Raw genomic sequence first — 13,624 nt, 5'->3', positions numbered from 1 at the left:
TAATTCTATCAAAGTAGAGTTAAAAGATGAGACAGATATATTTAAAATAGCTGATAAATTTCTAGTTGCTGTAACCCATAATGAAATAGATAAATACTTTATTGATTGGCAATTATAATTATTTCTTTTTGTTATTATGTACGTCTTCTGGCTTAGCCTTATCTAGGGCTTTTTCTATTGCGCCAAGAAGTAGTGAGGACGTATATTTAGTATCTGTTTTAATACTTAGGTTATCAAAACTGGTATCATTAACAAGTTGAATTTCAAGGTCATTCAATGTTGGTACTAGAGCAGGGTTAAGTGTAGCAATAGCACTGTCTAGATTAGTTAGATTAATTGAGTTAATATGATTTTTATCAACCACAACTTCAACATTGACTGGTTGATTTTCGATTACAATGGATGATGTATAAACTCCAGGTACATAAGTAGCCATTACAGGTGCTTTAGTATCATTTTTATTACCTAACATGTAGATAAGTAATAATATTAAACATATTCCAACTATGACAAATAGTACAGTATATATTATTTGTTTTAGTTGTAGAACGATAATTTTGGTTGATCTCATAATTGCCTCCTTATACAAATAGTCCGATTAATATATTTTATTTAAGATAGGACTAAAATATGAAGGTTATGGAAAATTATTTTATATAATTTTTAGAAATTCATAACCTATATGTTTGACTGGAGTGGAAAGAGAAGTTTAATCACTAAAATTTGACCTGCTTAAACAAGGAAAGGATGAAAAGACTTGATGACAAAACAAAGTAGAATTCTTCAACTATCTCAATTAGTTGTGTTAGTAATGATTGTAGTATTAATGAGCGTATCCTGTAAAATGATAGATCCAGATGAAAATAATACAGGGATAGACAATAATAGCGAAAAAGAAAATGATATAAATAAACAAATAGATGATAATGATAAAAATGATGAAATAAAGGATAATATTGAGAATACTGATATAAAAGATGAAGAAGAAGTAACAAAACCAGTAGAGATTGATTATCAAGCAGTTAAGCCTAATGAATTAGGACATATAATGGTTATTATGTATCATGGTATTATAGATTTACCTCCTTATCATGTAACTGAAGAACAATTTCTTGAACAGTTACAGTACATGTATGACCATAAATATAGACCTATATCTGTTAGAGACTATATAGATAATAATATTAACATAGAAGCTGGATATACACCTATATTATTTACTTTTGATGATGGACTCAGTTCAACTTTTTCATTAATTGAAGAAAATGGAGAACTAGTTCCTAAGCCTGGTACTGCTATTGAAATACTAGAAAGATTCTCTAAATCACATCCAGGATTTGATAGCAAAGCTGGTTTATATATAAATGGTCAAAAAATATTTGAAGGTGCTGGGACAGTTGAGGAAAGAATCAAATGGTTAGTAGATAATGGTTATGATGTTGGTAATCATACAGCATCCCATGATAAAACACAAATGTTAAGCAAATTGGATTCTAGACAAATAATGAAAAACATTGGTATAGTCGATCAGATTATTAAGAATGCTGTTCCAGATTATACAGTTGATTCATTAGCATATACATTTGGAAATAGACCAGTAAAAGCCTTACGTAATCTAGTACTAGATGGTGAGTACAATAATATAAAGTATAATTATTCTGTAGCTTTCAAAGAAGGTGCAAGTGCACCATATTACCCACCACTACATATAAAATTTGATCCACTGAATGTGGCTAGGGCTAGAGGGTCAAAAGGAGAAATTCAAGATATGGGATGGTTCTTTGATTATTATGAACAACATCCAGAAAAAAAATATATCTCTGATGGAAACCCTGACAGAGTTTCAGTATTAGAGAAAGATGAAGATAGCGTCAACAAAGATAAATTAGGAGAGAGAGAGCTCTACTTATATAAATTAAATCAATAATATAAATGACCTAATCAACATTTGATTGGGTCATTTTTTTCTTAACATATAGTAATTAATCTGTTAAAATAATTATGCATGAAATTTTTAATATGAAAAAATATTTCAATTATAGATATTGAGTTAGGGGGATAAATATGTCATTACAATATATATTAGGATGCGCTGGATCAGGAAAAACATATTATTGCTATGATAAGATTATAAAAGAATCCGTGAAAAAAATAGATAAACCCCTTATTATGATAGTTCCTGAACAATTTACTCTAGAAACTCAAAAGGATATTGTTAAACTTCATCCATCGTCAGGTATTATGCAAATAGAGGTTTTAAGTTTTCAAAGATTAGCTTACCGTATACTTGATGAAATAGGTGGAGCCAATAAGACTTTGCTTGGTAATACAGGTAAAGGTATGGTTATTAGAAAAATCATTGAGGAAAATAAGGAGAAACTAAGATTATTTTATAAGAATTCAGGAAAGCCAGGATTTATTAAAGAATTGAAAAGTGTTATAACAGAACTCTATCAATATGATATATCATCACAAGACCTCGCTAAATCATTAGAGGAATTAAGCAATAAGCCGCTACTACAAACTAAGATAAATGATTTACAGATTGTTTATGATGGATTCAAAGAGTTTATCAAGAAAGAATATATTACTAATGAAGATACATTAGATATACTAAGTGAGTCAATAAGAGAATCCAATCTATTAGAGGAAGCTACAGTTTGGATAGATGGATTCTATGGATTTACACCTATACAATATAAAGTATTAAACGAGATATTAAAGAAATCTAGAGAAACATATCTCACTCTTACAATAGATAACATAAACAAATTAGAGGATTTATCCGATGAATCAGAACTATTTTATGAAACCAAGAAAACAATCTACAAACTTAATAATCTAGCGAAAGAAAGTAAAGTAAAAGTATTGAAACATATATTACTTGATAATAAATGCAATAGATATAAAAATAAAGCATTAGAACATCTGGAAAGAAATATTTTTAGATACCCGTATAAGATATATAATGAAGAAAAAAGTGATATTCATATACATACAGCACCTAATATCAGAAAAGAAGTAATTAATCTATCTGATAATATAATTGATCTAATAAAAGAAAATAACTATAGATATAGAGAGATAGCAGTGGTAACTGGTGATTTAGATGGATATGAAAAGATTATATCTAGATGTTTTAAGGAGTATGATATACCATTTTTCATAGACAAGAAGAAAGATATTCTATCAAATCCATTAGTAGAATTTATTAGAGCAGCCATTTCAATAATTAATAAAGGCTATACCTATGAAACTATATTTAGATATCTTAAAACCAGTTTGACAGGAATATCTATAGAGGATATAGATATCATAGAAAATTATGTATTGGCTTATGGAATAAAAGGTAGAAAACAATGGGAACAGGTTTTTGAATATCCATATATAAATAATAAATTTAATGATGAATATGATAATGAACAATTACAAAGAATAAATGTAACTAGGGAAAAAATAGTCAATCCATTATTAGAATTAGGTAAAAATATAGGAAATAAAAAGGTTAAAGTTAAAAATATAACCCAGGCTTTATATAATCTTATAGTAACCTTAAATGTGGAAGAAAAAATATATAATAGGAGTGAAAGATTCAGGCTGGATAATGAGTTGCTGTTAGAAAAAGAATATAAGGCTATCTATAAAATTATAATGGAGTTGTTGGACAATATAGTAGATATACTAGGTGACGAAGAAATTACACTTAACGAATACAGTGTTATATTGGAATCGGGATTAGAACAATGCGAGATGGGACTTGTCCCGCCAGGACTTGACCAAGTTGTAGTGGGTGATTTGGAGAGGTCAAGATTAAGGGAAATAAAAGCATTATTTATAATAGGACTTAATGAAGGCAAGATACCTAAGATATCAGTAAAAGCTAATATATTATCTGATTCCGACAAAGATAAATTGATGGAAAAAGGTATAGAGCTTGCTCCAAGTACTAAGAAAAAAGTATTTGAAGAACAATTCTTGATATATACCGGCTTAACAAAACCTAGTAATAAACTGTATCTCAGCTATGCCAGAACAGATATAGATGGTAAGTCAATGCGACCATCCATACTTATAAGTAGAATTAAAAAAATATTCAGGAATCTAGAAGTTATTGATATAGAATTACAAAAGGATGAAGATAGAATATATCTTCAAAAACCTACTTTCAGAAATATGCTTAACAAATTACGTGAATATAATAATATTGGACTTACTGATTATTGGAAAGATGTATATAGCTGGTACTATAGCAATGACATTTGGAGACATTCAGTAAAATCAGCTGTGGGCGGTTTGTATCATATTAATACAGAAGAATTTTTACCAGATGAATTAGTGACAAGTATTTATACAGATACACTTATTAATAGTGTTTCTAGATTGGAAGAATTTGCAAAATGTCCTTTTGCCCACTTCTTGGATTATGGATTAAACGTATCAGAAAGAGTGGTTAGAGAAATAACTATGCCTGATATAGGAATATTATTTCATAGATCCATTGATGAATTTTCTAAGAAGCTAAGTAAAAGGGAATTGGAATGGAACCAAATTGAAGATAATGTAAGGGATAGATTAGTAGAAGAAACAGTTATACAAATAGCTGATAAATATTGCAATAATATCTTTTACAGTACAGGACGAAACAGTTACCTAATCAATAGACTTACAAGAATAACCAAAAGAGCTATTTGGGCACTTCAATATCATATCAAAAAAGGAGAATTCAAGCCTACTGATTATGAAGTAGCATTTGATCCAGATAAAGGGGACCTTGAATCACTGAAAATTGATTTTGATGATGAAAAAACTATGAAATTAAAAGGTAGAATTGACAGAGTTGATAGATATGAGACAGATGATACTATTTACGTAAAAGTAATAGATTATAAATCAGGTAATAAACAATTTGACATCACTGCTCTTTATTATGGATTACAATTACAGTTATTAGTTTATCTTAATGCTGTAACAGAATTAGAGGATAAGAAAACAACTAAAAAAATAGTACCAGCAGGTGTTTTTTACTATCATATTGATGACCCTATAATAAAAACAGAATCAGACCTTAATAAAGATGAACTGGAAAAACAAATAATTAAAAGTTTGAAGATGAATGGACTTGTACTAGAAGATGTTGATATCATCAACAAGATGGACAAAGATATTGATAATTACTCAGATATAATACCAGTTCAACTAACAAAAAAAGGGACTATTGGTAAGAGATCTTCAGTCGCTTCTAAGGAACAATTTGATATGTTGATGGATTTTGTTAAGGATAAGACAGAGGAGATTGGTAGAGAAATTATGAAAGGGAATATCCTAATACATCCATACAAAAATAGCAAGGATAATGCTTGTGAATATTGTAATTATTCATCTATTTGCCAGTTCGATAGTTCTATGGGTGATAATGAATATAGAATATTGAATAATATGAGTAAAAATGAGGTATGGGAAAAAATAGATAAAAGTTGAGATTCTTAAAAAATTTTGATATCATATAAGTTAGGTTTAAAAAAGAGGAAGGTAAAAGATTATAGAAAAGAGGTGCAATGTTGGAAGCTATCATCAATAAAATAATTTCTATTGAAAATAAAGCTAGGGAGGTATTGGACACAACAAAAGAAGAAAAAGAAAATAAACACAAGGAAATGTTAGATAAAGTAGAAGCGTTAAAAGATAAAATATTACATGATGCAAATAGAAAAGTCAAACAACTAAGGCAAAGAGAACTTGATGAAGCTCAAGCTGAAGCAGATGAGTATATAAAAAAAGCAAAAGAAAGACTAGAAAAAATGAAGCTCTATGGAGAGGAAAAAAGGAAAATATGGAGTGATGAACTTGTAAAAGCAGTTCTAGAGAGGTGAGTATATGCTAGCAACGTTCAAGTACAGTCATCTTTCTACTAAGATTAGGGCAATGAAAGGTAAGATGCTCACAAAAGATGACTATGAGCAACTACTTCTACGAAACAGTGTACTAGAAGTTGCGATATATCTAAAAAACAATACTTATTATAACGACTTTTTACAAGAATTAAATGAGAGTAATGTTCATAGAGGTCAAGTTGAAATGCTTTTATATAAATCTATTATCAGAGAAGCTCTTAAGATAGGTAGATATCTCAAAGGAAATGAAAAATCTGTTTTTAGATATATTTATCGTAGACAAGAAATAGAAGACTTGAAGAAAATGCTTAGAACATTACAAATGGGTGGTGATATACACCAAATTGATAGAAGATTATTTTTTATTAATAAATATAGTGTTATAGATTTCAATAAGTTGTTTGCTGCTAAGGATATTAGAACATTTGTTAATGGACTGAAGGAAACTAATTTTTATGAGATTCTAAATCCATTGATAAAAGATGATAATCATATAGACCTTTTTTCAGCAGAAATGGCACTGGATATGTATTATTATAAAAAACTTATCGCACAACCTGAATTGGTGAGTGGTACAGATAAAAAGATTGCTAACCATATTATAGGTTTGGAGGCTGACTTACGTAACATTATGTGGGTATATAGAGGGAAGCATTATTATAATATATCAAAAGAGATTTTATACAGATATCATATACCCTATCGATATAAGTTGAGTCAGAAAGATTTGAGATTACTTATTAATTCTAATAGTGTAGAAGAAATAATTGAAATATTGAAAAAAACTCCCTATAATGACATATTATCTTCAGATGAACATTATTGGGAAAAGGAGTTTTACGAGTATATTCTTGATATCCATGATAAAAATATAAGTATGTATCCATTCTCTATAGCACCAATACTTGGGTATATGTTCGCTAAAGAAGTAGAGATAATGAATATAACAACTATTATCGAAGGCATAAGATATGATGTTGATCCAAACAAAATTAAGAAATTTTTAATCGGTTTTGGAAAATAGGGAGGAGGCGATTTTATGTCAATTGAAAAAATGTTTTTTGTAAATGTAGCTGGACCAATTAAAGCCTTGGATTACTTTGTAATCAAAAATGTTTTACCATATGATGTACAGTTGGTGAATGCAATTTCAATACTAGATTCAGTTAAAGGATTATACCCATTTTCTATACAAAATCCCTATGATAATGTGATTAAGAAATTAGGTAAATTATGTGAGAATCTTGACATCAAATTAGAGCAGATTGATATTGATGACAAACAAGTTAATTGTGCTCTTGATGTAGAACCTGTAGTAGAAGATCTGAGTAATGAATTATCAGAACTTATGAAACAAAAAGAAGATATTAGTAATAAGATAACAATAAATAAGAGAATAAGGAAACAGATTATTCCAATTAAAAACGTAGATATTGAGATTAATAAGCTATTTGAATTTGAGTTTATGAAATTCAGATTCGGCAAAATGCCAAAGGATAGTTTCAAAAAACTAAATGATTATGTGGAAGATCTGGAAGTATTAGTATTTAAAGTATTCGAAGAAGATGACCACGTATTCTTACTGTACTTCATGCCTAAGATAGTACAAGAAAGCATTGATAGTCTCTTTGCATCGTTATACTTTGAAAGAATAAGAATTTCTGGTGAAGTAAAAGGACATCCAAAAGAAGTGATTCAAAGCATAGATGATACTTTGGCAAAGTTATCAAATGAAGAAAAAGAAATTGCCAAGAAGATAGATAACTTCTACAAAGAAAATTATGATAAGATTGCTGATATCTATAATATCATCAACCAGTTAGATCAGGTGTTTGATATTAGGAGACATGTAGTCCATTCAAAGGATGCTTTTTATCTTACTGGTTGGATTCCTCAGAGTCAACTGGATGATTTTATGGAAAAGATTAAAGAAGATGAGGATATAACGTGTATTGTTGAAGAGGATGAAGCGGTCAAGAAGACCAAACCGCCAACAAAATTAAGAAATAATAAATTCTTTAAACCATTTGAGTCATTAGTCAAGATGTATGGTACACCATCTTACAATGAACTTGATCCCACACCTTTTGTAGCTATAACATACTTACTAATGTTTGGTATGATGTTTGGAGATATGGGACAGGGCTTAGTCATAGCATTATTAGGTTTTTATGTTTATAAGAAGAAGGGAAACGCCTTAGGGAAAATAGGTATATATGCAGGTATAGCTTCAGCTATATTCGGTCTCTTCTATGGTTCGATATTTGGTAATGAAGAGCTTCTAAGAGAGATATTTGGATTCATACCAATGATTAATCCTATGGAAAATAAACAATTAGTATTAATAATTGCTGTTGGATTTGGTGTTTTATTATTAATAATGGCTATGGTTTTAAATATATGGAATGCAGTTAAAAAGAAAAAGATGGGACAGTTGCTTTTTGATAGGAATGGAATAACTGGTTTGATTTTCTATCTTGCACTTATTTATTTAATTCTGTCAAAAGTATTGAGAAGTGATTATAAGATTGCAGCATGGCAGATTCTATTATTGATTGTGGTACCATTGATATTAATCTTTTTATCACATCCTTTAGGAAACTTGATAGAGAAAAAGAAATATATATTACCTGAGGATAAAGGCGGCTATTTTATTGAAGCCATATTTGAACTTATCGAAACATTGCTTGCCATCTTAAGTAATACCATATCATTTATAAGAGTTGGTGCTTTTGCACTTAATCATGTTGGTTTCTTTTTAGCTTTCCACATGATGGCAGATATGGTGGGCGGTACCGGAAGTATATTTGTAATGATTTTCGGTAATATATTGATTATCTGTCTGGAAGGTTTAATAGTAGGTATTCAAGGATTAAGATTGGAGTACTACGAATTATTTAGTAGATTCTTTAGTGGTGAAGGCATAAGCTTTAATCCATTCAAGATAAAGGATAAACAAGCAACTTAATATATAACGTGTAAAGTATTACATAGATATTGGTTGCAAAGAGTTATATAAATAAAATTATTATAATTAGAATGAAGCTGCGTTTAATAGATAAAATGTGGCTTATAGGAAAATTAAGGAGGAAAATATAATGGATATAGTAATGAGTTTAGCACTTTTATTAGTGATTGTTACAGTGGGAACTGGAGTATATGCAATAAAGAAAGGTATTGATGGAAGTAAAGCTAAAACGATTTTAGGAATAAATGTTTTGAGTTTCTTTGGGATTTTAATAGTTGCCACTGTTGTTTTGTTAACAGGTGGAACTACAGCTTTAGCAGCAGAGACTGCGGAAAAAGCTGCTGCTAGTGCAGAAGGTATGAAATATATCGCAGCAGCATTATCTACTGGTTTGGCTGCTATTGGTTCAGGGATTGCAGTTGCTGTATCTGGTTCAGCAGCTATAGGTGCTATTAGTGAGGATTCAAAATTATTAGGTAAAACAGTTATCTTTGTTGGTCTTGCTGAAGGTATTGCTATCTATGGACTTATCATATCAATATTGATTTTAGGCTAAAAAGCAAACGGAGGTAGATTAGCTATGAAAATGTACCTTATTAGTGATAACATTGATACGAAAACAGGTATGCGATTAGCAGGTGTTGAAGGTGTAGTTGTCCACGATATGGAAGAAATAAGGAATGCCCTTGATGAAGCTCTAAAAGACAGGGATATAGGTATAATATTAATTACAGAAAAACTCGGAAAATTAATTGCAGATAAAATAAAAGACATAAAACTTAATTATCACACACCTTTAATTGTAGAGATTCCTGATAGACATGGTACTGGAAGAACACCTGATTCAATTACAAAATATGTCAGAGAAGCTATCGGATTAAAGATATAATAATAACAAGATATTTGTTTTGGTCTAATATTGTTAAAAGGAAGAAGGGTAATTATGCGAATTGTTGAAGAAAAGATAGATAAGTTTGCTCATGATATTATGACAGATGTAAGTAATCAAAGAAAAGAAATAATGGAGCAAACAGAAAAAGAACTTGAAGCAATATATGAAGAAAAAGAGCTTGCATATCTATCCAAAGCTTATGAAATAATTCAAAGTGGATTAAAAAGTATACAAAAAGAAAAGAATGAAATAATATCCAGATCTATCATGGATAGTAAACGAGAGATATTAAAAGCTAGAGAAGAAATTATAAAAGGTACTTTCAGGGATGCAGAAAAAGAATTAGAAGCATTTACACAAAAGAAAGAGTATCAAGAGTATCTTATGAACCTGATAAAAGAAGATATAGAAAAAATAGGTGATGGGGAAATATTAATTTATATTGCCCATACCGATGAAAAATATCTTAATAGGCTTAATAAAGAATTTGATAATAAGATTGTTCTTGAAGATAAGAATAAAAAAATGATTGGTGGATGTAAGATATTTAATAAGAGTAAAAATATATACTTAGATGATTCATTTTACAGTAAATTATATGAACAGAAAGAAACATTTTTGCATAATTGTAATCTTGAAATCGAGTAAAGAAGGTGGCACATTGAACAAAGATGATATGATTGTTGGTGTAAATGGACCTGTTGTAACTGTAAGAGGCAGCAGTAAATTTAAGATGTTAGAAATGGTTTTAGTTGGAAATGCCAAGTTGATAGGTGAAGTTATAAGCATAGAGAATGAAGATATTATTGTACAGGTCTATGAATCAACTACTGGAATTAAAGTGGGAGAACCTGTAATATCAACAGGTGAACCCTTGTCACTTCAATTAGGACCTGGTATTATAGGTGGAGTTTTTGACGGTATTCAACGTCCTTTGAAAAAGATGGAAGAGATGTCTGGCTCTTTTATAAGCAGAGGACTTGATATAGAGTCTCTTAACACTGAAAAAGAATGGGTAGTTGAAGTTGTAGTAAAAAAAGGTGATAACATTAAAGGCGGAGATGTTATAGCTGAGATTAAGGAAACGGATCTGGTTATGCATAAAGTTATGATGCACCCATATATGTCTGGAGTAGTAGAATATGCAGCTCCTAATGGTAGATACAAAGTCCATGATACTATTGTTAAGATTAAGACAGAGCAAGATGAGATAAAAGAATTGGACTTAATACAAAAATGGCCAGTAAGAATGGCAAGACCTTTTAAAAACAGGAGAAGACTTACAATACCTCTTGTAACAGGACAAAGGGTTATTGATACACTATTCCCAATTGCAAAAGGTGGTACAGCCTCTATTCCAGGTGGATTCGGTACTGGAAAGACAATGACTCAACATCAACTTGCAAAATGGAGTGATGCTGATATTATTGTATATATTGGTTGTGGAGAAAGAGGAAATGAAATAACAGAGGTTTTAGAAGATTTTCCAAAGCTGATAGACCCAAAATCAGGTAAGTCACTTATGGATAGAACCATATTGATAGCTAATACTTCAAATATGCCTGTTGCGGCAAGAGAAGCTTCTATATATACAGGAATAACTTTAGCTGAGTACTATAGGGATATGGGTTATCATGTAGCCATAATGGCGGATTCAACTTCCAGATGGGCTGAAGCACTTAGGGAAATATCTGGAAGACTTGAAGAAATGCCAGCAGAAGAAGGTTTCCCAGCTTACTTACCATCAAGATTATCACAATTCTATGAAAGAGCAGGATACGTGGACAATCTTAATGATAGTGAAGGGTCAGTAAGTATAATCGGTGCTGTTTCACCACAAGGGGGAGATTTCTCAGAACCTGTTACCCAGAATACTAAGAGATTTGTGAGATGTTTCTGGGCTCTTGATAGGCAATTAGCTTATTCAAGGCATTACCCAGCTATACACTGGTTGAATAGTTATAGTGAATATATAGATGACTTGGAAAATTGGTATGAAACTAAAGTAGCTGATGATTTCTTTGAATTAAGAACTAAGATAGTGAGTTTACTTCAAGCTGAGAGCAAATTGATGGAAATTGTTAAATTAATCGGAGCAGATATCTTACCTGAAGATCAAAAATTAACTCTTGAGATATCAAAAGTGATTAGATTAGGATTCTTACAGCAGAATGCATTCAATGATATTGATACTTATGTACCTATGAAAAAACAATATAAAATGATGGAAATCATTCTATACCTACAAGATAAATCAAAAGAGTTGGTTAATGGGGGCATTCCAATGTCCCAGCTTAGAAAAACAGGTATATATGATGAAATGATTAAGATGAAATATAATGTAAGTAATAAAAATCTAGAAGAATTTGATTTACTGAAAGAAAAAATTGATAATTTCTATGATGAAGTAAAGGAAAGTTATAAGAGTTTCGAAAGGAAGAAGCTATGAGTATAGAATATTTAGGATTAAAACAAGTAACTGGTTCCCTTATAGTTCTTAGGGGTGTAAAAGATGTATCATATGAAGAAATGGTTGACATAAAACTTGAAAATGGAGAAGAGCGAGTAGGCAGGGTCATAGAAATAAATGATGATATAGCTGTTATTCAAGTTTTTGAAGGAACTACAGGTATATCAAGCGCTAATACAAGGACAAGTTTCAGGGGTAAAGCTCTTGAAATACCTTTATCAAAAGAAATATTAGGTAGGACACTAGATGGACTTGGAAGACCAATTGATGGACTAGGTGATATAATACCTGATGTTAGCAGAGATATTAATGGAAGTCCTATCAATCCAATTTCAAGAGAATATCCAAGAAACTATATTCAAACAGGTATTTCGGCAATAGATGGTCTTACTACTCTAATAAGAGGTCAGAAATTACCTGTATTCTCAGGAAATGGTCTGCCTCATGATGCTCTAGCTGTTCAGATAGTAAAACAAGCTAGACTGACAGGCAATGATGATGAAAATAACTTTGCTGTTGTTTTTGGAGCAATGGGTGTAAAGAATGATGTTGCTGAGTATTTCAGAAGAAGTTTTGAAGAGAGTGGTGTGTTACAGAAAGTTGTAATGTTCCTTAATCGTGCTAATGACCCAGTTGTTGAAAGGATAGTTACTCCAAGATGTGCTTTAACGACTGCCGAGTATTTAGCATTTGAACATAATATGCATGTACTTGTCATACTCACTGATATGACTTCTTATTGTGAAGCACTTAGAGAAATATCTTCATCCAAAGGAGAGATTCCTAGTAGAAAAGGTTTCCCAGGTTATATGTATAGTGACCTTGCTTCTTTGTATGAAAGAGCAGGAATGTTAAGAGATAGATCAGGTTCAATCACTCAGATTCCTATATTGACTATGCCTAATGATGATATAACCCATCCAATACCTGACTTAACTGGATATATTACAGAGGGACAAATTGTTCTTGACAGGTCATTGCATCAAAAAGGAATCTATCCACCAATAATAGTAATACCTTCATTATCTAGACTTATGAAAGATGGTATTGGTGAAGGATTCACTAGAGAAGATCACCCTCAGATAGCCAATCAATTATTTGCCTCTTATGCTCATGTTCAAGAAGTAAAAGCTTTGGCATCAGTAATTGGAGAAGATGAGTTATCTGATATAGATAAAAAATATATGGAATTTGGTAAGGTATTCGAAGAATTATTTGTATCACAGACTAGAGATGAGAACCGTTTCATGGATGCAACTCTTGATCTAGGATGGAGATTGCTTGGTATATTGCCAAGAGAAGAGCTTGACAGAGTTGATGAAGAAGTATTGGATAAATATTATAAACCTTATTATGAGGAAGCGAATTAGATTACTCATATTAGCTAAACTCAGTAAAGGAAA

11 protein-coding genes are annotated in these 13,624 nt (G+C 30.7%); 10 read left to right on the top strand and 1 reads right to left on the bottom strand.

All coding sequences use genetic code 11. The annotated features are described in order from the left end of the window. Window positions 1-118: 118 nt before the first annotated feature. Window positions 119-571, bottom strand: a complete 453-nt coding sequence (locus AACQ14_RS15115) for a hypothetical protein (RefSeq protein WP_339364421.1) — start codon at window positions 569-571, stop codon at window positions 119-121. 189 nt (window positions 572-760) lie between these two features. Here AACQ14_RS15115 and AACQ14_RS15110 point away from each other — a divergent pair, with 189 nt between their 5' ends. From AACQ14_RS15110 to AACQ14_RS15065, 10 genes are all read left to right on the top strand, one after another. Beyond that, window positions 761-1,927 carry a polysaccharide deacetylase family protein gene (locus AACQ14_RS15110; protein ID WP_339364420.1) on the top strand — a complete coding sequence of 389 codons (1,167 nt, stop codon included), beginning with the start codon at window positions 761-763 and terminating at the stop codon, window positions 1,925-1,927. A 137-nt stretch (window positions 1,928-2,064) separates the two neighbouring features. Beyond that, a complete protein-coding gene (addB, locus tag AACQ14_RS15105) occupies window positions 2,065-5,478 on the top strand; it encodes a helicase-exonuclease AddAB subunit AddB (protein ID WP_339364419.1) in 3,414 nt (1,137 codons plus the stop codon). 77 nt (window positions 5,479-5,555) lie between these two features. Then, window positions 5,556-5,870 carry a ribonuclease H2 subunit B gene (locus tag AACQ14_RS15100; protein ID WP_339364418.1) on the top strand — a complete coding sequence of 105 codons (315 nt, stop codon included), beginning with the start codon at window positions 5,556-5,558 and terminating at the stop codon, window positions 5,868-5,870. 4 nt (window positions 5,871-5,874) lie between these two features. Further along, window positions 5,875-6,915 carry a V-type ATPase subunit gene (locus tag AACQ14_RS15095; RefSeq protein ID WP_339364417.1) on the top strand — a complete coding sequence of 347 codons (1,041 nt, stop codon included), beginning with the start codon at window positions 5,875-5,877 and terminating at the stop codon, window positions 6,913-6,915. A gap of 15 nt (window positions 6,916-6,930) precedes the next feature. Continuing rightward, window positions 6,931-8,859, top strand: a complete 1,929-nt coding sequence (locus AACQ14_RS15090) for a V-type ATP synthase subunit I (protein ID WP_339364416.1) — start codon at window positions 6,931-6,933, stop codon at window positions 8,857-8,859. Between the two features lie 130 nt (window positions 8,860-8,989). After that, the gene (locus AACQ14_RS15085; protein ID WP_339364415.1) at window positions 8,990-9,415 is read left to right on the top strand and encodes an ATP synthase subunit C; all 426 of its coding nucleotides are present in this window, start codon (window positions 8,990-8,992) and stop codon (window positions 9,413-9,415) included. 24 nt (window positions 9,416-9,439) lie between these two features. Continuing rightward, window positions 9,440-9,748, top strand: a complete 309-nt coding sequence (locus AACQ14_RS15080; protein ID WP_339364414.1) for a V-type ATP synthase subunit F — start codon at window positions 9,440-9,442, stop codon at window positions 9,746-9,748. A 54-nt stretch (window positions 9,749-9,802) separates the two neighbouring features. Then, the gene (locus tag AACQ14_RS15075; protein ID WP_339364413.1) at window positions 9,803-10,399 is read left to right on the top strand and encodes a V-type ATP synthase subunit E; all 597 of its coding nucleotides are present in this window, start codon (window positions 9,803-9,805) and stop codon (window positions 10,397-10,399) included. 13 nt (window positions 10,400-10,412) lie between these two features. Continuing rightward, window positions 10,413-12,200, top strand: coding sequence for a V-type ATP synthase subunit A (locus AACQ14_RS15070; RefSeq protein WP_339364412.1), 1,788 nt, complete (start codon window positions 10,413-10,415; stop codon window positions 12,198-12,200). After that, a complete protein-coding gene (locus AACQ14_RS15065; RefSeq protein ID WP_339364411.1) occupies window positions 12,197-13,591 on the top strand; it encodes a V-type ATP synthase subunit B in 1,395 nt (464 codons plus the stop codon). The genes AACQ14_RS15070 and AACQ14_RS15065 overlap by 4 nt, the downstream gene beginning before the upstream one ends. Window positions 13,592-13,624 lie beyond the last annotated feature (33 nt).

This window comes from Vallitalea maricola (assembly GCF_036985595.1).
GTDB classification, from domain to species: domain Bacteria; phylum Bacillota; class Clostridia; order Lachnospirales; family Vallitaleaceae; genus Vallitalea; species Vallitalea maricola.
Note: the sequence above shows the minus strand (reverse complement) of the source record. Positions and strands in the feature narration are given on the sequence as shown.